Annotated in this window: 19 protein-coding genes and 7 pseudogenes; 16 read left to right on the top strand and 10 right to left on the bottom strand. The window is 56.5% G+C overall.

Annotated elements, in window-relative coordinates; genetic code table 11:
* Complete coding sequence (locus AC1ME2_RS27265; protein WP_480438334.1) at positions 1 to 768, top strand: WecB/TagA/CpsF family glycosyltransferase; 768 nt, start codon at positions 1 to 3, stop codon at positions 766 to 768.
* 143 nt (positions 769 to 911) lie between these two features.
* Here AC1ME2_RS27265 and mqo read toward each other — a convergent pair whose 3' ends face one another.
* Positions 912 to 2,561: a malate dehydrogenase (quinone) gene (gene mqo / locus AC1ME2_RS27260; protein WP_480438332.1), complete on the bottom strand. Its 1,650-nt coding sequence runs from the start codon at positions 2,559 to 2,561 to the stop codon at positions 912 to 914.
* Between the two features lie 420 nt (positions 2,562 to 2,981).
* On the opposite strand from mqo, the gene trhP reads away from it, so the two are divergent.
* On the top strand, positions 2,982 to 4,307 hold the full coding sequence (trhP, locus tag AC1ME2_RS27255) for a prephenate-dependent tRNA uridine(34) hydroxylase TrhP (protein ID WP_480438330.1): 1,326 nt from the start codon (positions 2,982 to 2,984) through the stop codon (positions 4,305 to 4,307).
* Positions 4,308 to 4,395: 88 nt separating this feature from the next.
* Here trhP and AC1ME2_RS27250 read toward each other — a convergent pair whose 3' ends face one another.
* Entirely contained in the window at positions 4,396 to 5,529 is a 1,134-nt protein-coding gene (locus tag AC1ME2_RS27250; RefSeq protein WP_480438328.1) for a nickel/cobalt efflux transporter, read from the bottom strand.
* A gap of 170 nt (positions 5,530 to 5,699) precedes the next feature.
* Between AC1ME2_RS27250 and AC1ME2_RS27245 the strand changes: the two genes are divergently transcribed.
* Entirely contained in the window at positions 5,700 to 5,975 is a 276-nt protein-coding gene (locus tag AC1ME2_RS27245; RefSeq protein ID WP_480438326.1) for a metal/formaldehyde-sensitive transcriptional repressor, read from the top strand.
* 61 nt (positions 5,976 to 6,036) lie between these two features.
* Here AC1ME2_RS27245 and AC1ME2_RS27240 read toward each other — a convergent pair whose 3' ends face one another.
* Entirely contained in the window at positions 6,037 to 7,344 is a 1,308-nt protein-coding gene (locus tag AC1ME2_RS27240; protein ID WP_480438325.1) for a homoserine dehydrogenase, read from the bottom strand.
* A gap of 574 nt (positions 7,345 to 7,918) precedes the next feature.
* On the opposite strand from AC1ME2_RS27240, the gene AC1ME2_RS27235 reads away from it, so the two are divergent.
* The gene (locus AC1ME2_RS27235; RefSeq protein WP_480438324.1) at positions 7,919 to 8,845 is read left to right on the top strand and encodes a LysR family transcriptional regulator; all 927 of its coding nucleotides are present in this window, start codon (positions 7,919 to 7,921) and stop codon (positions 8,843 to 8,845) included.
* Here AC1ME2_RS27235 and AC1ME2_RS27230 read toward each other — a convergent pair.
* The 4 genes from AC1ME2_RS27230 to AC1ME2_RS27215 all read right to left on the bottom strand — a co-directional run bounded on the left by AC1ME2_RS27230 (position 8,762) and on the right by AC1ME2_RS27215 (position 10,974).
* Positions 8,762 to 9,079 (bottom strand): AzlD domain-containing protein, encoded by a 318-nt coding sequence (locus AC1ME2_RS27230; RefSeq protein WP_480438323.1) that lies wholly within the window; start codon positions 9,077 to 9,079, stop codon positions 8,762 to 8,764. The two genes, AC1ME2_RS27235 and AC1ME2_RS27230, sit on opposite strands and share 84 nt — an antisense overlap.
* Complete coding sequence (locus AC1ME2_RS27225) at positions 9,058 to 9,774, bottom strand: AzlC family ABC transporter permease (RefSeq protein WP_480438322.1); 717 nt, start codon at positions 9,772 to 9,774, stop codon at positions 9,058 to 9,060. Before AC1ME2_RS27225 ends, AC1ME2_RS27230 begins: the two co-directional genes overlap by 22 nt.
* On the bottom strand, positions 9,771 to 10,145 hold the full coding sequence (locus AC1ME2_RS27220; RefSeq protein ID WP_480438320.1) for a GNAT family N-acetyltransferase: 375 nt from the start codon (positions 10,143 to 10,145) through the stop codon (positions 9,771 to 9,773). The genes AC1ME2_RS27225 and AC1ME2_RS27220 overlap by 4 nt, the downstream gene beginning before the upstream one ends.
* 82 nt (positions 10,146 to 10,227) lie before the next feature.
* Positions 10,228 to 10,974: a 2OG-Fe dioxygenase family protein gene (locus AC1ME2_RS27215; RefSeq protein ID WP_480438319.1), complete on the bottom strand. Its 747-nt coding sequence runs from the start codon at positions 10,972 to 10,974 to the stop codon at positions 10,228 to 10,230.
* A 479-nt stretch (positions 10,975 to 11,453) separates the two neighbouring features.
* Here AC1ME2_RS27215 and AC1ME2_RS27210 point away from each other — a divergent pair.
* A pseudogene (locus tag AC1ME2_RS27210) lies at positions 11,454 to 11,750 on the top strand (cupin domain-containing protein); the annotation flags it as partial.
* Positions 11,701 to 11,952: a hypothetical protein gene (locus AC1ME2_RS27205; protein ID WP_480442415.1), complete on the top strand. Its 252-nt coding sequence runs from the start codon at positions 11,701 to 11,703 to the stop codon at positions 11,950 to 11,952. The pseudogene AC1ME2_RS27210 and the gene AC1ME2_RS27205, both read left to right, overlap by 50 nt.
* A gap of 237 nt (positions 11,953 to 12,189) precedes the next feature.
* Here AC1ME2_RS27205 and AC1ME2_RS27200 read toward each other — a convergent pair whose 3' ends face one another.
* The 3 genes and pseudogenes from AC1ME2_RS27200 to AC1ME2_RS27190 form a co-directional block, all read right to left on the bottom strand.
* A complete protein-coding gene (locus tag AC1ME2_RS27200; RefSeq protein ID WP_480438317.1) occupies positions 12,190 to 12,675 on the bottom strand; it encodes an ABC transporter ATP-binding protein in 486 nt (161 codons plus the stop codon).
* A gap of 58 nt (positions 12,676 to 12,733) precedes the next feature.
* Positions 12,734 to 13,393 (bottom strand): annotated as a pseudogene (locus tag AC1ME2_RS27195) (class II aldolase/adducin family protein); the annotation flags it as partial.
* Between the two features lie 134 nt (positions 13,394 to 13,527).
* A pseudogene (locus AC1ME2_RS27190) lies at positions 13,528 to 13,935 on the bottom strand (substrate-binding domain-containing protein); the annotation flags it as partial.
* A 481-nt stretch (positions 13,936 to 14,416) separates the two neighbouring features.
* Between AC1ME2_RS27190 and AC1ME2_RS27185 the strand changes: the two are divergent.
* The 10 genes and pseudogenes from AC1ME2_RS27185 to AC1ME2_RS27140 all read left to right on the top strand — a co-directional run.
* Positions 14,417 to 15,001 (top strand): annotated as a pseudogene (locus AC1ME2_RS27185) (methyl-accepting chemotaxis protein); the annotation flags it as partial.
* 30 nt (positions 15,002 to 15,031) lie between these two features.
* Positions 15,032 to 15,400, top strand: coding sequence for a response regulator (locus AC1ME2_RS27180; RefSeq protein WP_480438316.1), 369 nt, complete (start codon positions 15,032 to 15,034; stop codon positions 15,398 to 15,400).
* Between the two features lie 22 nt (positions 15,401 to 15,422).
* On the top strand, positions 15,423 to 15,749 hold the full coding sequence (locus tag AC1ME2_RS27175) for an STAS domain-containing protein (RefSeq protein WP_480438315.1): 327 nt from the start codon (positions 15,423 to 15,425) through the stop codon (positions 15,747 to 15,749).
* Between the two features lie 23 nt (positions 15,750 to 15,772).
* On the top strand, positions 15,773 to 17,974 hold the full coding sequence (locus AC1ME2_RS27170; protein WP_480438314.1) for a chemotaxis protein CheA: 2,202 nt from the start codon (positions 15,773 to 15,775) through the stop codon (positions 17,972 to 17,974).
* A 302-nt stretch (positions 17,975 to 18,276) separates the two neighbouring features.
* Positions 18,277 to 19,458 (top strand): annotated as a pseudogene (locus AC1ME2_RS27165) (PAS domain-containing protein); the annotation flags it as partial.
* A 417-nt stretch (positions 19,459 to 19,875) separates the two neighbouring features.
* A pseudogene (locus AC1ME2_RS27160) lies at positions 19,876 to 20,757 on the top strand (methyl-accepting chemotaxis protein); the annotation flags it as partial.
* A 12-nt stretch (positions 20,758 to 20,769) separates the two neighbouring features.
* Entirely contained in the window at positions 20,770 to 21,300 is a 531-nt protein-coding gene (locus tag AC1ME2_RS27155; RefSeq protein ID WP_480438313.1) for a chemotaxis protein CheW, read from the top strand.
* Between the two features lie 108 nt (positions 21,301 to 21,408).
* Positions 21,409 to 22,215 carry a CheR family methyltransferase gene (locus AC1ME2_RS27150; protein WP_480438311.1) on the top strand — a complete coding sequence of 269 codons (807 nt, stop codon included), beginning with the start codon at positions 21,409 to 21,411 and terminating at the stop codon, positions 22,213 to 22,215.
* A pseudogene (locus AC1ME2_RS27145) lies at positions 22,212 to 22,730 on the top strand (chemotaxis protein CheD); the annotation flags it as partial. The gene AC1ME2_RS27150 and the pseudogene AC1ME2_RS27145, both read left to right, overlap by 4 nt.
* A complete protein-coding gene (locus AC1ME2_RS27140; protein ID WP_480438310.1) occupies positions 22,702 to 23,772 on the top strand; it encodes a protein-glutamate methylesterase/protein-glutamine glutaminase in 1,071 nt (356 codons plus the stop codon). The pseudogene AC1ME2_RS27145 and the gene AC1ME2_RS27140, both read left to right, overlap by 29 nt.

Genomic DNA, 23,772 nt, shown 5'->3' with positions numbered 1-23,772 from the left:
ATGGAAGTGTTCGGTATCGAGTTCTATCACGGGCGCCGACGAGAACTCATCGCAGAACTGATTGCCCTGAGCGATCAGCTCTTTAGTTATATTGTTACAACCAACGTAAACCACATTGTTCTTCTGGAGCAAGGGGGAGATTTCCGCCGGTCCTACTGGCATGCCCATCTCAGAATTTGTGATAGCCGGGTTCTGCTCCCCCTCTTGAATCGATTGAACGCTGGCGTTGCCGAAGCCATTCCCGGCAGTACGCTGACTAAAGACATGATCCAGGTAGCAGAAGATCGTCGATGGCCAATCACTGTCATCGGCTGTGAGGTTGATGTTATCTCTACGTTGAAAAAAAAATATCCCTCCATAACCTTCTACCATCACAACCCGCCGATGGGGTTCATTCACGATAAGATCGAGGTTGAACGCTCCATCTTGTTCATTATTGAACATCCGGCGCGGATGGTCGTGTTCTCGGTCGGCTCACCGCAGCAGGAGATCCTCGCATCAAAGGTTTTTGAGCAAGGTGGAGCTGTCGGTGTCGGCTTGTGCGTGGGTGCATCGCTGATGTTTCTGTCGGGAAAAATCAGGCGTGCGCCAGAGTGGATGCAACGCTTGTCCCTGGAGTGGCTGCACCGCATTTTCCACGAACCCACGCGACTGACCAAACGCTATTGGAATGATGCCTACCGGGTAATCCCCGTCATCTTCAAACAACTCAGGAACAATCGGATCAAACGTTCAGATTCGGACAAAGGCCCACGAGACATGGAATGAGCACGCACCGCGGGCGTATACCGGAATACATCTGTTTCCAACGTCTCGTTAGAGTGTAGCCCCCGATCTTTTTTTTGCACGGCCTACAGCACCCGACGAACAACGGGCACCCAAAAAAAAGCCGCTCTTCGAGCGGCTTTTTTTTACAGAGCCATATCAGCAGCAGGATGACTCTCTTGCTGTGGTTCTGGCTTACCTGGGACTGAATCCTGTGGAGCAACCACCGGATTAATCACGGGCGGTGGGTCGAGTTGCAGGACTTTGCTGGTATACGCCCATTCTTGAGCAACACGCTCGGGACTGCCGTTGAGCTGAGTACCGTAACTTGGAACGATCTGGTGCAGCTTATCCTGCCAGGCAGGGGTCGCGACCTTGTCCTTGAATACTCTCTCGAGCACATTCAGCATGATCGGGGCAGCGGTGGAAGCGCCTGGCGATGCACCCAGCAATCCGGTAATGCTGCCGTCCTGGGAGCTAACAATCTCGGTGCCCAGTTTCAGGACGCCGCCCTTCTCTTCATCGCGCTTGATGATCTGAACTCGCTGGCCGGCTTGCCACAGACGCCAGTCTTCCTTCTTGGCATTGGGGAAGTATTCCTTCAAGGCATTGAGGCGGTCTTCATCCGACAACATCAGTTGGCCAGCCAGGTATTCAACCAGTGGGTACTGCTCGACGCCCACCTTGGTCATGGGCCAGATGTTGTGCACGGTCGTGCTGGTGAGCAGATCGAAGTAGGAACCTTCTTTCAGGAACTTCGTGGAGAAGGTCGCGAACGGGCCAAACAGGATCACGCGCTTGCCATCCAGTACACGGGTGTCCAGGTGAGGAACCGACATCGGCGGTGCGCCGACCGACGCCTTGCCGTAGGCCTTCGCCAAATGCTGCTCGGCAATCGATGGATTCTCGGTCACCAGGAACGAGCCGCCGACAGGGAAGCCTGCATATTCTTTGGCTTCAGGAATGCCCGACTTCTGCAGCAGATGCAGTGCACCACCACCCGCGCCAATGAACACAAACTTGGCGTCAGTTTCGGTTTTCGTACCGTCTTTCAGGTTCGTGTAAGCGACACGCCAGGAACCATCTTTATTGCGCGTGATGTCTTGCACTTCACTCGACAGCTTCAGAGAGAAGTTCGGCGTGGTTTGCAAATGCGCGACGAACTGGCGGGTGATCTCACCAAAGTTCACATCGGTACCGATCGGCGTCCAGGTAGCCGCGATCTTTTGACTAGGGTCACGCCCCTCCATCATCAGCGGAACCCATTTCTTGATCTGCACCGGATCTTCCGAGTACTGCATACCAGCGAACAGCGGGCTCGCCTGCAGAGCTTCGTAGCGCTTCTTCAAAAACTTGATGTTGTCATCGCCCCACACAAAACTCATGTGCGGTGTGGAATTGATGAACGAACGAGGGTTCTTCAAGACATTGTTCTGGACTTGCCATGCCCAGAATTGACGGGAGATCTGGAAGGCTTCGTTGATCTCGATGGCTTTCGGGATCTCGACCTTGCCGTTTTTGTCTTCTGGCGTGTAGTTCAACTCCGCCAGGGCGGAATGGCCGGTACCCGCATTGTTCCAGCCGTTGGAACTTTCCTCGGCGACGCCATCGAGACGCTCAACCATCTCCATCGACCAATCGGGTTCGAGCTCATTAAGCCAAACCCCCAAGGTCGAACTCATGATGCCGCCGCCGATTAACAGTACATCCACTTTTTTTGTCTCAGCCGCGTACGCGGACGTGAGCCCCATCGACAACGCCAGCCCCAGCAGGGCCGTATTCATTTTTTTCAACATCTGTAGCACCTATGATAAAACGCCTTCCGCCCTCCACTCCCAATCATGAGGCCCCTGGTTCATGCCGTGGGTTCTCGCACTCATAGGACTGGAAGGTGAGCACACAAGGCCGACATGACACTCTCGACCTCACTTTTATAACCCTCGTGCGCCGATTTCTTATTCGTTATTGGCTTCAGCTACTTGAGTGACATTCTATATGTTTTTACAGAGGTTAAACGTTTCAGCGATGTGTTTCGAAGTGTCGTTTCGTTCACGTCCGATCCATATCTGTCCGCAGGGGCGCAGGTCCGTGCTCTGATGCTTAATCCGCCACCGTTCGCCCGAGTGTTATCCGTTTGTTCACCAAGCATAGATCCAGATCAATAAACCCCACGGGCAAGCCGATTATTCTCGACGGTTTTTGCGACCGACACTGCCATGACCCTCTCAACCCCGGAACTGCTCGCCCCCGCCGGCACCCTGAAAAACATGCGTTATGCCTTCGCCTACGGCGCCGATGCGGTGTACGCCGGCCAGCCGCGCTACAGCTTGCGGGTGCGCAACAACGAATTCGATCACGCCAACCTGGCCCTCGGCATTCACGAAGCCCAGACCCAGGGCAAGCGTTTCTACGTGGTGGTGAACATCGCGCCGCATAACGCCAAGCTCAAGACCTTCCTGAAAGACCTGGAGCCGGTGATTGCCATGGCCCCGGACGCGCTGATCATGTCCGATCCCGGCCTGATCATGCTGGTACGCCGACACTTCCCGCAGATGCCGATCCACCTGTCGGTGCAGGCCAACACGGTGAACTGGGCCAGTGTCGAGTTCTGGCAGCAACAGGGCGTGAGCAGGATCATTCTGTCCCGGGAACTGTCTCTGGAGGAAATCGCTGAAATCCGCCAGCAAGTGCCATCCATAGAGCTGGAGATTTTCGTCCACGGCGCGCTGTGCATGGCCTACTCCGGCCGCTGCCTGCTGTCGGGCTACATGAACAAGCGCGATGCCAACCAAGGTAGCTGCACCAATGCCTGTCGCTGGAAGTACTCGGCTCAGGAGGCCACGGAAAATCAGCTCGGCGAGATCGTTCAGACCTTCCAGCCCGAACCGACCCTGGGTACCGGCGCGCCGACCGATCAGGTGTTCCTGTTGCAGGAAGCCAATCGGCCGGACGAACTGATGCCGGCCTTCGAGGACGAGCATGGCACCTACATCATGAACTCCAAGGACTTGCGTGCCGTGCAGCATGTCGAGCGCCTGACGCAGATGGGCGTGCACTCACTGAAGATCGAAGGCCGGACCAAATCCCACTTCTATTGCGCCCGCACCACTCAGGTTTACCGCCGGGCGATCGACGATGCTGTGGCCGGCCGCGAGTTCGACCGCAGCCTGATGACCGAGTTGGAATCCCTGGCCCAGCGTGGCTACACCGAGGGCTTCCTGCGCAGGCATGTGCATGATGAATACCAGAACTACCAGAACGGCAGCTCGGTTTCGGAGCGGCAGCAGTTTGTTGGCGAGTTGACCGGCGAACGCCGTGATCAATTGGCCGAAGTAAAGGTTAAGAACCGCTTTAGCCTGGGCGATCACATGGAGCTGATGACGCCCGAGGGTAACTTCCACTTCGATTTGCATCAGCTACAGAACGTCAAAGGCGAGCCGATCAACGTCGCTCCAGGGGATGGGCACACGGTATATTTGCCGATACCGGATGCGCTGGATTTGCGTTTCGGGTTGTTGATGCGCGATGTGCGTGTGAGCTGAAGTCTCCAGCATCACTCCTCTGCTGGTGCCTTCAGGGCCCGTTCCAGCAGAGGGCTGGTCTGGGCCCGACCCGGAAGGTCCTGCAACTTTATGGATTCAAGCCGATCCAGCCGTGAATACCCATGTATAAACCTACACCGATAATGAGTACGCTGGAGAAATAAGGCGCACGTCGAGCGACGTTGCCCAGCCAAGGCCACCGATTGGATGCTTGTCGAGCCCCCACCGCCGCTGCGACGCCGACGGTAACGAGGGTAAGGGCCAATCCAATACTGAAGCAAAGCACCAGAACAGCCCCTAGTGCTACCTCTTTGACTTGCAGACAAAGCAGCAAGACAGTGATGGCCGCCGGGCAAGGAATCAAACCACCCGTCAGGCCGAACATAATGATTTGACCGGTGCTTACCTCACGATTGGTGAAGCGCTTACGGATATCATTGGCATGCGCGCGCTCATGAGCGTCCTGGTACCCGTCTATTGAAAGCTCCAGCGCCTCTAACTCAGAGTGGTGGTGGTCATGGTCGTGCTCATGGAAGTCCAGATCATAGTCGTGGCTATGACCTGCATGCCCCAGACAAAGTCGGGCTGTGAATTCGTGAGGTTCAGGAATTACGTCAAGGGACTCCAGGTATTCGCCCTGATTAGCGAAGGTAAATACCTGAGCCTGCCCATCGGGTCGGTTAGTCAGCAGGCTCACCTCAGCCGCAGGCCAGGCATGACCACTTAATGTTTTCAAACGCCACTTGGGTGGTACACCGGTTTCGAAGATCGAGAGTTCTACTCTACCGTGGCCGGTATCGATGCGTTTGGTTTCATCATCATGGTCATGGTGGTCATGCCCATGATGATCGTCGCTTTCTTCAAACTTCCACATCTGCTCGCCACGCCATGTGCGCCAGAGCATCCAGAGCGCAATGGTGATAATGATTGCGGCCGAGGCGAGCTGGAAATAAGGTTCTGTGGTGGCCGCGTCCAGGTTCTGACCCAGGTACATACCGCCCACTGCTACCAGCCAGACCACCAGCGTATGGGAAAGCGTGGCCGCCAATCCCAACAGAATGGCTTGCTTCACCGAACCACGAACAGCCACGATAAACGCCGCCATCATCGTTTTTGAATGCCCAGGCTCAAGGCCATGCAAAGCGCCCAATAGAATCGCGCTAGGAAAATATAGCCACGCGTGGGCAGGCCCTTGTTGCAGAATGTCTGCGAAAGTCGACATGGATGTTCCTAAAGGTGTTTAGTCATGTGTTTGAACTGCCCCTATGGCGCCGGTTCACCATCAGGTCTTTCACTCAGGTGGATGCAGTGGCTGGCATTTGATACCGTCCCCTATACAGACACGAAATATACTATACCCCAGTATACCAACATGAAAGTGAGCAAAATCCCATGGGCCATACAATTCACGGAAAAAAGAAGTTATTGGCACGCGTTCGCCGTATCAAAGGGCAAGCAGAAGCCTTGGAGAAAGCACTGGAGAACGAGACTGAGTGCGTGGCCGTGCTTCAACAAATTGCTGCGATCAGAGGGGCGGTGAACGGCTTAATGACAGAGGTGCTCGAAGAACATATTCGTGAACATCTTGGGCCAGAGGTCGTGTCTCCAGAAAGCAGGAAAGAAGATGTAGAGCAGGTGGTTGCTGTTTTGCGCTCCTACCTCAAATGAAGGCAAAAGCCGCTCCTCATGATGACTCGGATGGACCGAAGTCCACCCGGGCAATGGCCCCTCAGCTCAGCGATTCAATGCGCAGCGCGACGATTTCTCCGGACACTGCACTGAAGATCTGTACCTGTGCCAGGGCCTTGTCGACACTGGAACGCACAGCCTCGTGGGTGACGATGATCAAATCGGTCCAGCCGTTACTCGGGGCTTCGTGGTGGATGACATCGACAGACACCTGATACTCGGCCAGTACGCTGGTAATGGCCGCCAGTGCACCCAATTCATCGGCGATCTTTATGCGCAGATAAAACGGGCTGACGATTTCCGCCTGAGGGATGACAGGCAGTGCCTGCAACTGATCGTGCTGGAAAGCAAAGAGCGGCACCTGGTGACGGGCCTCGACACCCAGTAACCGGGCAATGTCGACCAGATCCGAGATCACCGCTGAGGCGGTCGGAACCCCGCCCGCCCCGGCACCGTAGTGAAAGGTGGTCCCCGATACGTCACCCTTGACCAGGATGCCGTTCATTTCCCCGCTCACATTGGCCAGCATGTGAGTGCGTTTGACCAATGCCGGCTGGACATGCAGTTCAACCCCGCCCTTGGAGCGTCTGGCAATCGCCAGTAACTTGATTCGATAACCCAGGGTTTCGGCGTAACGCACGTCTTCGATGTGCAACCCGGAGATCCCTTCCGTATGGACTTGTGCCAGGTTCATCGGCATACCGAAAGCAATTGCAGCCAGGATTGTCAGCTTGTGCGCCGCGTCGTTGCCGTTCACGTCAAACGATGGATCCGCCTCGGCAAACCCCAGACGCTGGGCCTCGGCCAAGGCTTCAGCGTAGGATCGGCCATGCTCGGCCATCTGGGTCAGGATGAAATTGGAGGTGCCGTTGACGATACCGGCAATTGATTCGATTCGATTGGCACTCATCGACTCACGAATGATCTTGATGATCGGTATGGCGACAGCCACTGCCGCCTCATAAGCGACCATCACCTGGTTACGCCGGGCGGTTTCGAATATTTCATTGCCATGGGCCGCCAGCAATGCCTTATTAGCCGTGACCACATGCTTGCCATTATCCAGCGCCAGCAGGATGGCTTTATAAGCGGCATCAATGCCCCCCATCAATTCCACCACCACCGTGATACGCGGGTCTGTCACCACCGCCTCGATGCTGTCGGTCAACCGGCAGTCGTCTGATACCAATCCCTGAGCCTTGCCTGGGGTGCGCGTGGCCACGGCGGTCAAGCGCAGGTCCATGCCGCAACGACGACTGATTTTCTCCCGATTCTTATCGAGCACCTCGACCGTTGCACGACCCACTGTGCCAAACCCCAATAGCGCGATGTTCATAGATTTTTCCATGTCTTCCTTTCCTTATTTCTTGTCCATACCCACTGGTACGCGCATTTGTGCGAGACCCGGCCGGGTGTCATTCAACGTGTAACTGCACACTATGTAAATCGAAAGTTTTGCTCCGACCCAACTGCAGACACGTATATTTTTCGCAAAAAAAATCACAACAACCTGTTTAGAAACGATGGACTAAATTGCTATTTTAATAAAAAAACAACATAGAACATACACCCATCACCCCTGACAGACTGACTTCTTCGCACGCGAACAGCGCACTTAATAAAAACCACCACTTCCTATTCTATTACCCACTCCGAACATCATCACCTGAACATTCCGCACTTTATTCATTCTGCTTTTCCAGGAGGGAAAACATAAAGACGAGCATTAAATTAGCCAGCCAAAATGAATTGAACAAAGCGGAAAACGACCTCTCGTGACGAGCATCAACGCCAAAACCCACAGCTCAATGTATGATCCTCCCGCGTTTAACCGGGGGTCGCTATCGAATGCCTGGGGGACGTTCGAGCGAGTGCCATTCAAATCAACCCGTTTTATTTTATTCGTAGAGTGCGTTACCACGATGGATAGTAGAATCTTGCGCAATCTCATGCGCATCACAGAGACCGGTTCTTTGTCAGCCGCTGCGGAGCACTCCTGCCTCACCGTTCAAGCTCTAGCGGCGCAGCTCAACAAAGTCGAAGTGCAATTCGGCCTCAGATTATTCAAACGTTCCAACAAGGGTCTGACCCTGACGGATCAAGGCTTGGCGTTGACGCCCTTCATGAATCAGGTGCTGATAGCCACCCGGCAACTGGACGAAAAAGTCGCCGATCTCAAAACGCCCCGCCGGCGCACACTGAAAGCGGCGCTCAACAGTACGCTGTCGGAGGAACTCAACCGACACATTGTTTCGCGCATGATCGAGGTCTTCGACGACTATCAGTTGGAATTCAGCTATGCCGAGTCAATCGAAAATATCAGCAAGCTGAAGAATGAAAACTTCGACCTGGCGATCTTGATCGGACCGCAACAGCCCGGCTTATCCAGCATTTTGATGCCGAACGCGCACATTCAGGTGGTCGGCGCTCATTGTGGCCGAGAAGCAGACTCGCTCTCCTTGCTAGGCGACAAGTTCCTGGTCCGACCGGCCATTGATTGCCCTTACTCCCACAGTTTCTCGCGCTTGCTCGACGCCGGGCTGGGAGACTGCGGACCTAGCCAGCGTGTAATCTATTCCTGCAGCGAAACCCTGACCCTTTCGCTAATCACTCAGCTCGATGGTATCGGCCTGGTCTCTCGGGAAGCCGCTCAGCGCAGTGGCTTGACCATCTTTCCAGACTTCGAGGACTTGCTGGACATACGCCTGGCGGTGAACAACCCGGAACTCTCGGGCCACACGCTGAAGCAGGTGGTAGACCTGTCGCTACATGAACGTCCCGAGCGCAATGTACGTAGCCGTCCCCACCGCTACGCTAAGGAACAGGTTTTTGCTGAAGTACGCACATAACAGGGTGGGAATGGCGGCGAGAAATTCCGGGCGGTCAAGTTGCAGTTGCTGATTCTTCAGCAACAGAGGTGTCAGGGTGATGGCCGCGACTATCGTCACGGGCAGATACTCCAGCGCGCGTGCAACGAAGTCCGGCCAATGATCGGTATTGACCTGCAACGGCAGGGCCCGAGGCAGCAGCGTCACGGCCATCATCAGCGCGGTTAACAGGATCAGGAACGTTTGTTCAGCCACACACCCACCCCGCAGCCAAAGAATGTGGCAATAAACACGTTGAAGGCGGAATGGCTCAACACACTCAATCCTCCCATGCACACAACTGCAGCCAGTGCGGCGATCAACTTGTTGCGAGAGTCGCAAAGGGATACCAGCACATAAAGCATCATCGCGGTCAATGCATAGTCGAGCTGGTACTTGATCAGATGCGCAGCGTATTGCGCACACAGCGCGCCCAGCAGTCCACCCAACACCCAGGAAGTGTGACAGTACAGGTTGAAGCCGATCAGGTAGCGCACGCTGACTGGCGCGCCGCTACCCAGTTTGACGCTGTGAAAGGCAAACGACTCATCCGTCAGCCCGGCGGCATAGCACCAGCGTTCCTGGCGACTGAGCCCCATTGCCCGCAAGGCCTTGGCCATGTACACCGACATCAGCATATGACGGGCATTGATCAGGAACGTGGTAAGGATGATGGTGGTCAGCGAAGCGCCACTGGAGATCAGTGCCAGGGCAGCGAACTGCGATGCACCCGCATAAACAAACAGACACATCGCCACAGGTAGCCACAACGGCAAACCGGCGTTGACGGCCATCAGGCCAAACACAAAGGCAACGGTGAAATAACCGGCCACTACCGGACTGGCGTCGGCGAAGGTTCGCGAGCTTTGGGCCCGAACCGCCAGTGGACGGCAGCCTGAGGTCTCGCTCACAGATCCCTCTCATAGGTGATCTCGCCACGTGGCTCGCAGAACCCCTGGGTGGCCCAGAAGTGTTTGCCCACGTGATTGTCACCATCCACAAAGAGAAACATGCGCAACACACCCATACGTTTCATATCTGCCGCCGCCGCGGTCACCAGGCACTGCCCGAGCCCTTGGCTGCGATGCAACGGGCTGACCGCCAAATGATTGATGGTGCCACGGGTGCCGAGCACACCCCCCAAAATTGCACCGGCCACCGTGCCGTGAGCGCTGTGCGCCAGGTAAGCGGTTGTTGTGTTCCTGGACAGTATCCGGCGCAGGCATTTAGCGTCCTGCCAGTTGCAGAAAGCCACTTCGCCAAAGCCTCTAAAAAAGCTCACAAGCAATTCCGCATCCTGGGGAGCCGCCCGGCGCAGGGTCGCGACCTCAGAGTGTCCCTGAACCAGGGACAACTCGTTGATCTCAGCGAATGATGTCAAAGGAGGTCCCCGGCTTGGAAAAGGAGATCGCCAGAATCTGCCGGTAAGCCATTTCCTGTGGATCCCGGTTCTGCGCCACAGTGACGTAGTGACACATTTCACGATCAAGGAAAAACGTGGTATCGAGAATCTCCTGATAGGTCACGGTCGCCAGAGGCTCCTTCTGCGCATTGAACAGCTGGCTTTGTGCGCCTTCCACATTTTTCCGCCCCCAGAAATGCACACCGCTGAACGGATAACCGTCGCAATGAATGCCTTCAGGGGTGATTTCCAGCTTTTTGCCCGGTTTGATCTCGATACGTATCTGATGGATCTGGCATTGCCAGACCTCGTCATGCAACTCCGGGGGCAGTACGCTCTTATAGACCTCGAAGTCGAGATCGATGAGGCTGCGGATCACCTGCGAGTTGATTACTTCGTTGGAGAAATCCTGAAAATGTCGTTCAAGGCCGCCGACGTAGCTGTTGTTGTCCTTCGACTGGACATAAGCGCGATGTTCCAGCTGGCGCAACTCGCGGGTCTTGGGGTAGTACTCGAAATCACTATAGCGACGGAAGCGCATGCCCGCATCAGCCTGACCGTAGTAGCTGTCCGGCTCCATGTTCTCCCAACTATTAGTGAGCCTGATGAAGTCGGCGAAATCACCATACAGGCTGAAATCACTGCCCTGGACATTGGCAAACTTGTCCCGGCGTAGCAAGTCGCCAACCTCCTTATTCAAAACGAGCATTCTCGTACCTCCCGTGCATTGGGCGCCCAATCTAGACGGTGCAGGAAATAGTTCCATGAGAAAATACTTCAGGCATATCAAGCTTTAATTGAAACGCCGGCAACCTGCCAGAACCGGCAGAGCGACAACGGTTAAATTGGGCGTTTATCTCCATGGAGCAGAGCTGCTACGAATCGGAAATCGTGTTCACCTAATATTCGATGACAGCGTTTTTACCCAAAAAACCTGGCAGCCTCACCCTTCAGCGGCGGCAAAACCACGGACGGCGCATCGCGATGCGTTCGGTTCGACGTCGCAGACCAAAATCCTGCGACCCTTGCTAAGACCTAAATAGAATTAAAAAATGCAAAATAAGTATTTATTAATCTATAGAGCGACGCAGTACTGTGGTTCCAGTTAGCCAGCCAGTCACTTGAGAGCAGCCCTATGCGCCCTAATGAAAACGTCATTGACTTCACCCTCTACCGCAAACGCCGTCAGGCGCCTTTGTCAGCCGTGCGCTCTTCCCTTACGACAAGGCTCGGCAAGTGGAGTTTTATGAGATACGCCTGAGCCCTCTGGGAGAGGAAGTCTCGGAAGGACACGGGCCAGGAATTCAGGAGAATCTGGTGGTTGCCCAGGGTGTGCTAGAGGTTAGCGTCAATCAAGAGCGTTATCTGCTCTCGACTGGCGACTCGATTCTGTTCTACGCCGATCAGCCGCACCGTTATCGAAATCCTGCCGACCATGAAGCCCTTGCATTTCTGGTCATCACTTATCCCGAGCGTCTGGACTGAATGCCCCTTTAGCATCGCCTACAAAAACGCCCGGCAGATCACTCTGCCGGGCGTTTTTGTAGGCGTGCGGTTGCTGACGAATCAGCAGGTGCAGCACATCATTGGCATGCCATTGCAGCTCATCATCATGGGCATGCTGCAGTCGTTCATCATCAATGCACAGCAGCAAGAGAATATTCAAAAACTCATGGACGGATTTTAAACGGATGCCGAGTGGCGGCAAGATGACAGCTCAACAGTGCAAATGAACACTCCGCCCTTCTGTGTCCTGACATAACAGTCACTTCCGACGCTATGACATACAGATTATTGTGATAGTAGATGGACAGGCTGCTTTAATCACTCTATCGACATCTTGGTTATGCCTTTTACATCTAAATAGCTAACTTAAAGACATAAATGATCTAATCAGGATGAAAATATTTCCTGTTTAGATACGTTAATACGCACCGTCGCATCGCCAAGGGAGCACCGGAGTGCTTGCCCGCTCAATCAATGCAGCACGATCAAGGCGTTGTTCAATACATCCCTGCTTGATCAGCAAAGCCCTGTCGCACAGATGTGCAACAGTGTTGATGTCATGGCTGACCAGAATCATGGTCATGCCGGTATCGCGGCGCAGCGCCTGGAGCAGATTGAGTATTTCCGCCTGGACGGTCATGTCCAGCGCCGAGGTTGGCTCGTCGAGTAACAGCAGCTTGGGCTGCAATTGCAACGCGCGGACAATCGCGACACGTTGGCGCTGACCGCCGGACAATTGATGCGGGTAACGCTCCAGAACCTCGCCAGGCAGTCCCACTTGCGCCAATGACGCCACCAGACTGGCCTCATCGAAAGGCAGTCCATTAATCTGCCGAGGTTCGCGCAAACTGCGGCGGACTCGGTGCAAGGGGTGCAACGACGCGTAAGGGTCCTGGAACACCATCTGAACAGCCCGCCGCAAGCTGCCAGCAGCCCTTGAAACTGGCCAAGGATCTCGGCCAAGGCTCGGGTGCTAGCTCAGCATTGCCTGCCGCCTGTGCGGCGATCTGGATGTTGCAGGCGTATTCCAGAGTTTGCAGCTGCTGGAACGCATGTTCAACACTGACGCCTGCGGCCAACAAACCATGGTTGCGCAGGATCATGACGCTTTTGTCACCCAGGTCTGCGACCAGACGTTCGCGCTCGTCCAGGTCCAGCGCGACACCTTCGTAGCCGTGATAAGCCACACGACCGGAGAAGCCGATGGAGTGCTGGGAAATCGGCAACAAACCACCCTTCTGCGCCGAGACGGCGATGCCATCGCGGGTATGGGTGTGCAGCACGGCTTTGAGGTCGTGGCGGGCGGCGTGTATGGCGCTGTGGATCACATAACCGGCGTAGTTGATCCCCAGGCCAGTAGGATCATCGACCTTGACCAGGTTCGATGCGGTGATTTCATCAAACCACAAACCGAAGGCATTGATCAGGAAATGCTCGTCCGGCCCAGGTACACGCGCCGAGAAGTGCGTGTAGATGTGGTCCGTCCAGCGCTTGAGCGCGGCCAGCCGATAGGCAGCCGCGAGATTGACCCGCACCTCCCACTCTTCAGGGCTGACGCGATCGCGCACGCTATTGGCAACGGATGACCCCGGCTGGACTGGCAAAGAACTGATGTTACTCATGGCATGACTTCCCGATTGGACTTCAAAAACGTATCGGGTCAGCCTAAGCGCATAAGAAAACGTTTAAAAAATCACATTTTACTCTAAGCTAATTATTAATTTTTTTTATTATCAGCGACTGCCCGTCAACCAGCTCAGGCGGCGTCTCGAGTTCTCTTCAATGATTCAGCCACCAGACTGCCAAACGAGGCCACCGGGGCTTGCAGGTTGCCGAGGAACCGCGAGTAGATCAGCCACAGGTCCATGACCGGCTTGAAATCCTTGAGCGGCATGATCGCCAGTTGATCGCGATGCGCACTGCGTTCCAGCAACGGTCGCGGCACCAGACCCAGGCCGTCGGCGACCAGCCCCAGTTGCAGCTCGGTGCCGAAAGCTTCCAGATTGACCTTCAACGTCAGCCCCTGATCCGACAAGGTGCGTTGCAGACCAGCGCGGAAGCCGCAACCGTCGGGATTGAGCACCCAGCCCTGCTCATAACAGTCAGCCAGTTTGCACGGCTTTTTCGGCAGGGCCTGTTTAGCGCAGACCGCCACCCATTCGATTGACAGCGAATCACTGCCACGAACGCATCGATATCATCAATTTTCATTCGGACAGCACATAGAAAGGGAAGAAAGAAATGTATAAAAAGCATAGTTCTATTAATGCAGCCTGAACAGCCCCCCCCGGTGCGCGGGAAGTATTACTACCTGTATTTGATAGAGGATATCTACGGCTGACGCGATAACCACCTTGCAAACGGATGACCTGCTGCTAGTGTCCATGCACGGGATCGGATCCCTTCGCCATCGGTGACATGTTTGGCCGCTCGAATGGAGCAATTTGATTAAGGACTATCTCATGTCTTCCTATGGCATTAACCGCAATTATTCCTCCGTTCGCGCTAATTTCGCCGCCTTGGTTTGGCCCGTCCTGGCCATTGCCTCGGGCGGTGCTGTGTTGCTCCTGGCTTTGGCCGGGGTGGCGGCACTGCAGGTGGCGGTCGCCCTGAGCCAGCGCTTTTCCGGCATCTACAGCAAAGAGGTCGCGGCGATTGCCGCGCAAACAAACCTGCTGGCGCTCAACGCCGCGATTGAAGCCGCTCGTGCGGGCGAAATCGGCCGTGGTTTCGCCGTGGTGGCCGATGCCGTGCGCAGCTTGTCGAGTCTCGCCAGCGAAACCGGGAAAAAAATGTCGGCCACAGTCGACATCATCAACAGCGCCATCACCCGTCCGGTCGAAGTAGCAGACAACACTGCGGCGAATGACCAGCACTCGGTCGCCGCCTCCGAAGCCAGCATTCAGCACGTGCCGGATCGTTTTCACAGCATTATCCAGCGCCTGTCGGGTTACACCGAGCTGCTGCAGCAAGAGAGTGTCGGCATCCGTGACGAAATCAGCGAGGTACTGATCGCCCTGCAAGTCCAGGATCGCGTCAGCCAGATCCTGTCCCATGTTCGCGACAACATGGAGGCCTTGCACCAGCACTTGCAGCATCGCCAGCGCAATCCGGATCAGTTGGCGCAGATCGATGCCCAAGCCTGGCTGGCGAGTATGGAACTGACCTACGCCACCGATGAGCAGCGGCAAATCCATCATGGACACAGTTCCAGCTCTGCCAAGGAATAGGAAATCACCTTCTTCTAGTAGGAGAGCAGCATGGCTAAAACCGTAATGGTCGTCGACGACTCCAGCAGCGTACGCCAAGTGGTCAGTATCACCCTGAAGGGTGCTGGCTACGACGTGATCGAGGCCAGCGATGGCAAGGACGCGCTGACCAAGCTGAACGGGCAGAAAATTCACCTGATGATCAGCGATGTGAACATGCCCAACATGGATGGCATCACCCTGGTCAAGGAGGTGAAGAAGCTGGCCAATTACAAGTTCACCCCGATCATCATGCTGACCACAGAGTCCCAGGAAGTGAAGAAGCAGGAGGGCCAGGCGGCCGGGGCCAAGGCCTGGGTGGTCAAACCCTTCCAGCCGGCGCAGATGCTGGCCGCCGTATCCAAACTGATCCTGCCTTGATCGGCAGAACCCGGAGGCAAGCATGAAGATCCGCGTTGCAACAAAGAATGGCCTGTGCCAACTGCATATCGAAGGCGTGATAAGCATCTATACCGCCGCCGAGTTCAAGGCACAGCTATTGCCCCACCTGGCCCAGCCTAGCGAGCTGGAAATCGACCTGTCCCAGGTCAGCGAGCTGGACGGCGCCGGCTTGCAGCAGCTACTGCTGGCCAAACGCGAAGCCACGCGCGTCGGCGTTACCTTACGTCTGGTCTGGCACAGCCGCGCGGTATTGGAAGTCTTCGACCTGTGCAACCTCGCGGCCTTCTTTGGCGATCCTCTGGTTATTTCCAATTCGGCCACTAGCTGACCTCAGCGTAAAAGGAATTCAGCGTGAGTATAAATCTCGATCAGGCCCTGCAAACCTTCATCGCCGAAGCCCGCGAACTGCTGCAGGATATGGAAGAGTCGCTGCTGCGACTGGAGAGCGAACCGGGCGACAGCGACACCCTGGGCGCCATATTTCGCGCCGCGCACACCATCAAGGGTTCGGCCGGCCTATTCGGCCTGGAGCCTGTCGTTGGCTTCACCCATATAGTCGAAGACGTGCTCGATCGCGTGCGTGACGGCGCGGTTGTCATCAACAGCGAACTGGTCGCGCTGTTGTTGGAATGCGGCGACCATATGCAGGAACTGGTCAACGTGGTTGCCGCCCAAGGTGGCCAGCTGGATACCCCAGCGCAGGCTCGGGAAAGCGGCCTGCGCCAACGCCTGAAAACCTACCAGGGCAGCTCGCTGGAACCAGCCGCCACACCCGTTGCGCCGTTCAATGCGGATAATCTTACCCACGTATGCGCCGATGCAGGCGTGGCCTCCAACCTCTGGCACATCTCCCTGCGCTTTGGCCAGGAAGTGCTGCGCAACGGCATGGACCCACTGTCGTTCTTGCGCTATCTCAACAGCCAGGGCGAGATCGTCCGCATCACCACCATTGCCGATGGTATGCCGGAGGCCAATGCAATGGATGCCGAAGCCTGTTACCTAGGCTTTGAGATTGATTACCAGTCCACGGCGGATAAAGCGGCCATCGCCGAAGCCTTCGACTTCGTGCGCGACGATTGCCTGATCCACATACTACCGCCGCACAGCAAGATCGCCGAATACATCGAGCTGATTGATCGGCTGCCGGAAGATGCGCTCCGTCTGGGTGAGCTCCTGGTCAGCAGCGGGGCTCTTACGCCGCAAGAGCTGGAAAAAGCCCTGCACAAACAACTCGCCCCTACTGAACCAAGCAGCCCGGCGACACCCTTGGGCGAAATTTTGGTCGAGCAGCGCTCGGTGACGCCCGCACTGGTGCAGGCCGCCCTGAACAAGCAAAGCCAGATCCAGGAGTGCAAGAACAAGGCGAATCGCTACGTTCGCGTGGATGCGGACAAGTTGGACGAACTGATCAACCTGGTCGGCGAGCTGGTGATCGCGGGAGCTGGCGCCAGCTTGCTGGCTCAACGCTGCCACAACGACGCCCTGCAGGAAGCCAGCTCCAGGGTCTCAGGCTTGGTCGAGGAAATCCGCGACAGTGCCCTGCGCCTGCGCATGGTGCCGATCGGCGACACCTTTAACCGCTTCCAGCGGGTGGTGCGCGATGTCAGCCTCGAACTGGGCAAGGATATAGATCTGCAGATCAGCGGCGCCGACACCGAGCTGGACAAGACCGTGGTGGAAAAGATCGGCGACCCCCTGATGCACTTACTACGCAACGCCATGGATCACGGCATTGAGTCGCCCGAGGTACGCCAGGCGGCGGGCAAACCGCTAAAGGGCAGTCTGAGCCTCAACGCCTACCACGACTCCGGCAGCATCGTCATCGAGATCGTCGACGACGGCGCCGGACTCGACCGCGAGCGCATCCTGCATAAGGCCCGCGAGCGTGGCCTGCTCGCCGCCACCGCGACACCGTCCGATCAGGATATCTACAACCTGATTTTCGAGCCGGGCTTCTCCACTGCGGCGGCGGTCACCAACCTCTCCGGCCGAGGCGTCGGCATGGATGTGGTCAAGCGCAACATCACCGCGCTGCGCGGCAGCGTGGACCTCGACAGCCAAGCTGGCCGGGGCACCAGGGTGCGCATCCGCCTGCCACTGACCTTGGCGATCATCGATGGCTTTTTGGTTGGCGTCGGTCAGGCGAATTACGTGGTGCCCCTGGATATGGTGCAAGAGTGCCTCGAGCTGACCGGAGAAGATCGTCAAGCAACCCGCGAGCGTAACTATCTGAACTTGCGTGGCGAAGTGCTGCCGCTGGTGTACCTGCGTGAACAGTTCAACGCGGGAGGCAGCTCGGGCTGGCGCGAGAACGTGGTGGTAGTGCGTTGCGGCGAGCAGAAAGCCGGTTTGGTGGTGGACGAATTGCAGGGTGAATTCCAGACCGTGATCAAACCCTTGGGCAAGCTGTTCAGCGCCCTGCGCGGTATCGGCGGCTCGACCATTCTGGGCAGCGGCGAGGTGGCATTGATTCTTGATGTACCGAACTTGCTGCAGCAGGTGACCCAGCAGCAGGCGCACAACCACATGCAACCGGCGTTGGCTGAAGCATAGGACTGAACGCCGACCGCAACAGTAAGTTCGTGATCATCCAGTTCCTGCAAGGACGGGGATTCAAGCTGAACGGGAAGTGAACGCATCAATACGCTCCATGCTCATTCATTTGTTGAAGAAAAACGCTGATTTTGGATGTACTGGCGCTAATCGAACTGGCGACGAAGCGCAAAGCAGCTGATGTTGATTTAAAGGTAAATAACACGTGTCAAACAAAGGGGGCATGACTGACCTATTCAATAAAATTTGAAGCGATGTAATAGGCCAGGGAATACAAAATTTAAACGTCAAGGAGAGTCGTCATGAATCAGGCCAATCAATCATTGATCAACCGCTTTATTAATCGGTTCAGCTATAACCAAAAAAACCGCCTTAAAGAGCAAGAGCTTTTATCTGATTTAAGAGGGCAAATCGACGCTATCAACAAAGCGCAAGCCGTCATTGAGTTCTCGCTCGACGGCAAAGTTTTGCACGCCAACGACAATTTCTTGAACACGCTGGGCTATACCTTGGCCGAGATCAAGGGGCAACATCACAGCATGTTTGTTGATCCTGACTACCGCGCCACTCCCGAATACCGACTGTTCTGGGACAAGCTCGGGCGCGGCGAATTCGATGCCGGCGAGTACAAGCGCATCGGCAAAGCCGGCAAGGAAATCTGGCTGCAAGCCTCGTACAACCCGATCATGGACATGAACGGCAAGCCATTTAAAGTCGTCAAGTATGCGACCGACATTACCCAGAGCAAGTTGCAGGCGGCCGATTTCGCGGGTCAGCTCAGCGCCATCGGCAAAGCGCAAGCCGTCATTGAGTTCTCGCTCGACGGCAAGATTTTGCACGCCAACGACAATTTCTTGAACACGCTGGGCTATACCTTGGCCGAGATCAAGGGGCAACATCACAGCATGTTTGTTGATCCTGATTACCGCGCCACTCCCGAATACCGACTGTTCTGGGACAAACTCGGGCGCGGCGAATTCGATGCCGGCGAGTACAAGCGCATCGGCAAAGGCGGCAAGGAAGTCTGGATACAAGCCTCGTACAACCCGATCATGGACATGAACGGTAAGCCATTTAAAGTCGTCAAGTATGCGACCGACGTTACCCAGAGCAAGTTGCAGGCGGCCGATTTCGCTGGCCAGCTCAGCGCCATCGGCAAGGCGCAAGCGGTGATCGAATTTTCGCTCGATGGCAAAGTTTTGCACGCCAACGACAATTTCTTGAACACGCTGGGCTATACCTTGGCCGAGATCAAGGGGCAACATCACAGCATGTTTGTTGATCCTGACTACCGCGCCACTCCCGAATACCGACTGTTCTGGGACAAACTCGGGCGCGGCGAATTCGATGCCGGCGAGTACAAGCGCATCGGCAAAGGCGGCAAGGAAGTCTGGATACAAGCCTCGTACAACCCGATCATGGACATGAACGGCAAGCCATTTAAAGTCGTCAAGTATGCGACCGACGTTACTGCGCAGGTCAATGCGAATAAGATGCTGGTGCAGGCGGTAGAGCAAGCGCAGCAAGTGACTTCGGCGGCAAAGGATGGCGATTTGAGCCAACGCATACCATTGGAAGGCAAGAGCGGCCCGATTCTGGCGCTGTGCACCGGTGTCAACACGCTGATGGAAACCACAGGCGTTATTTTCTCTGACGTGGGACGATTGTTTGGCGCCATGTCAAAGGGCGACCTGGGACAACGCATCACGCGCGAGTATTCAGGCGTATTTGGACAGGTTAAAGACGATGCGAATGCCAGCAGTGATGCATTATCGAATGTTATTGAGGACGTAAGTCGTGTCTTTAGTGGGCTTGCGAATGGCGACCTGGGACAGCGCATCACGCGAGAATCGACGGGTATTTTCGCTCAGGTTAAAGGCGATGCGAATACTACTGCAGAGAAATTAACCACGATTATTGAAGATGTACGTGCAGCTGCGGATGCGTTGGTCGGCGCTTCCGAACAGGTCAGCGCCACCGCCCAGTCCATGAGTCAGGCGACCAGCGAACAGGCGGCCAGCGTCGAGGAAACCAGCGCGTCTATCGAGCAGATGAGCGCGAGCATCAACCAGAACTCCGAAAATGCCAAGGTCACCGACGGCATGGCCAGCAAGGCCGCCAAGGAAGCCTCCGAGGGTGGCGAATCGGTACAACAGACGGTCGCCGCAATGAAGCAGATCGCTCAGCGCATCGGTATCATCGACGACATCGCCTACCAGACCAACCTGCTGGCGCTCAACGCCGCCATCGAGGCGGCTCGGGCCGGCGAGCATGGCAAGGGCTTTGCCGTCGTAGCTGCAGAGGTGCGCAAGCTGGCCGAACGCAGCCAGGTGGCGGCCCAGGAGATCGGCCAGCTGTCCTCCAGCAGCGTGGAAATGGCCGAGAAGGCTGGCAAATTGCTAAACGAAATGCTGCCCTCGATCAACAAGACCTCCGATCTGGTGCAGGAGATCAGCGCCGCCTCGGAAGAACAATCCTCTGGGGTGGCGCAGATCAACACGGCCATGACCCAACTGAACCAGATCACCCAGCAGAATGCCTCCAGCAGTGAGGAGCTGGCTGCCACCGCCGAGGAGATGAGCGGCCAGGCCGAGCAACTGCAGCAGGCGATAAGCTTCTTTACCCTGGAGTCCAATGTTAGCGCCAGCCAGCATAAGGCGGTCGCGCACAGGACGCAGGCGTCTGGCAAAAAGCTGGCACAGACCCCGAAGCACCAGCCCCACACGGCTGCCACTCATCACGCTGCAAGCAGCGCCGCAGAAGCCGAATTCACTCGGTTTTAACTGGAGGTCAGCATGGGCGCACTGGTTAGCACAAATCGACCCGAGGCCGTCCTCCAGGAGGAGGCGCAATACCTAACCTTTATGCTGGGCGGCGAGATGTTTGCCATCGGCATTCTCGGGATCAAGGAGATCCTCGAGTACGGCAACCTCACCGGCGTGCCGATGATGCCCGCCTTCGTCCGTGGGGTGATCAACCTGCGCGGTGCGGTGGTGCCGGTAGTGGACCTGTCGGCGCGTTTCGGCCGGCACAACTCCGATATTACCCGGCGTTCGTGCATCGTCATTATCGAGGCCGACTCGGAGGCGGGCACTCAGGATGTGGGGCTGATGGTGGATGCGGTCTCGGCGGTACTGGAAATTCCCGCCGGCGAGATCGAACCGGCGCCCAGTTTCGGCGCACGGATGCGTTCCGACTTCATCAGCGGCATGGCCAAGGTGGCGGGTAAGTTCGTCATAGTGCTCAACGCCGACCGCGTGTTGTCGGTCGACGATATGGCCAGGTTATCCGAGGTCGATGCACTGACGGGAGCCGTGTCGGGCTAGTTGCTCGGCCGGCTGATAATCGACCTCTGGTCGAGGCGCTTGGTGCGCCTCGGTCAGGATTGGTTTCCGTTGCAGCGCCGCTCCTATACCTGGCGAGGATGTTTGATCGTGAATGCAGAAGCGCTTAAGGATGCAGAGTTTAAGCAGTTCCAGGCCTGGCTTTATCGTGCCGCTGGCATCAATCTAACCCCCGCGAAAAAGGCGCTGGTTGCCGGGCGCCTGTCCAAACGTTTGAAGTACCATCAACTGAACAGCTACGGCGACTATTTCCAGTTGATCATGGGCCATGAGGCCACTGCTGAACTGCAGATTGCCCTGGATCTGCTCACCACCAACGAAACCTATTTTTTCCGCGAACCCAAGCATTTCGACTTCCTGCGCCAGCAGGTATTGCCCAAGGCCATACCGGCCAAAACCTTCCGCCTGTGGAGCGCCGCCAGCTCCTCCGGCGAGGAACCCTACAGCCTGGCCATGACCCTGGCCGATGGCCTGGGCAGTACCCCTTGGGAAATCATCGGTTCCGACATCAGCAGTCAGATGCTGGCCAAAGCCCGCACGGGTCACTACCCGATAGAGCGCGCCAGCAACATTGCGCAGCCCTTGCTGGCCAAACATTGCCTGAAGGGCACGGGCAGCCAGGAAGGCACTTTCCTGATCGAGCGAGGCCTACGCAGCCGGGTGCACTTCTTGCCCATCAATCTCAACGAAACGCTACCCAATATCGGCGAGTTCGAGGTGATCTTTCTGCGCAACGTGATGATCTATTTCGATCAGGAGACCAAGCGCAAGGTGGTCGCGCGCATGCTGCCACGGCTCAAGCCAGGCGGCTATTTCATCGTCAGCCATTCGGAAAGCCTGAACGGCATCAGCGATGCCTTGAAACTGATATCACCCTCGATTTACCGCAAACCATGAATAGGCTCATAGGCGTCACAGAGATTCTCCTGCAGCCCGGCGAGTTCTATTTCAGCGGTGCTGCCACACGTATCCGTACCCTGCTGGGTTCCTGCGTCGCCATCACCATGTGGCACCCGGCGCGCATGGTCGGCGGCATGTGTCACTACATGCTGCCGAACCGGCAGAAGCCCGGCAGGCCACTCGACGGCAAATACGCCGACGATGTCATGGCACTTTTTCTGCTGGAGGCGGCCCACCACCGCACGCGCCCGAGGAATACCAGGTCAAGCTGTTCGGGGGAGGCACTATGTTCCCCGGCTACAGCGAGAAAACCAACATCGCCCACAGCAATGTCAAAGCCGCGCGCATGTTGGTAACACGGCACCATTTGAGGCTGAGCGCTGAGGATTTAGGGCGCAACGGGCACCGCAATGTGATCTTCAATATCAGTGGCGGCCATGTCTCGGTCCGCCATCAAGACTTAAACGAGAGCTAAAAGCGCCTATGAAAAAAATCAAGGTTCTGCTGGTCGACGACTCCGCCGTGGTGCGCCAGGTAGTGCTGGCGCTGCTGGAGCGCGAGCCGGATATCCAGGTGATAGGCGCCGCCTCCGACCCCCTCTTCGCCATGGACAAAATGGCCAAGGAGTGGCCCGACGTGATAGTGCTTGACGTGGAAATGCCGCGCATGGACGGTATCACTTTCCTGAAGAAAATCATGGCTGAGCGACCGACTCCGGTGGTGATCTGCTCCTCGCTCACGGAAAAAGGCGCGGAAACCACGCTACAGGCGCTTGCCGCCGGGGCAGTGGAAATCATTACCAAGCCCAAGGTCGGTCTGAAAGGGTTCCTGGAAGAATCATCCGCCGAGCTGGTGGCTGCGGTCAGGGCCGCCGCGCAGGCCAATGTCAAGCTGCTGGTCAGGAATGCTGCAGCGTTTGCGCCGGTGGTCGTCAAGTTGAATGCCGACGCAATTCTGCCTGCCTCCAGCGGCCAGGCCATGGCGCAAACCACGGAGCGGATTGTCGCCATCGGCACCTCTACCGGCGGCACCCAGGCGCTGGAGCTGGTGCTGACAGCGCTGCCGCGCGTTTCCCCGGGCATAGTCATAGTGCAACACATGCCGGAAAAATTCACCGCATCATTCGCTGCGCGCTTGAACACGCTGTCGCAGATAGAAGTACGCGAAGCCAAGAACAATGACCGGGTGATTCCCGGCTTGGCCCTTATCGCCCCTGGCGGCAAGCACATGCTGCTCAAGCGCAGCGGAGCCTACTACCACGTCGAGGTCGTCGATGGCCCACTGGTCAGCCGCCATCGCCCCTCCGTGGACGTGCTGTTTCGTTCGGTGGCCAAGTTCGCCGGGAAAAATGCCACCGGCATAATCATGACCGGTATGGGCGATGACGGCGCCCGTGGTTTAAAGGAATTACACGAGACCGGGGCACGCACCTACGCTCAGGATGAAGCAAGTTGTGTGGTGTTTGGCATGCCGAAAGAGGCCATCAAACTGGGTGGAGTGGATCGGGTGATAACCCTGGGCGACATCCCCAGAGCGGTCACCAATGGAAGGTAA

The sequence above is a fragment of the Pseudomonas sp. ASL9 genome, from assembly GCF_056680335.1.
This window is presented reverse-complemented; position numbering and strand designations above follow the sequence as displayed.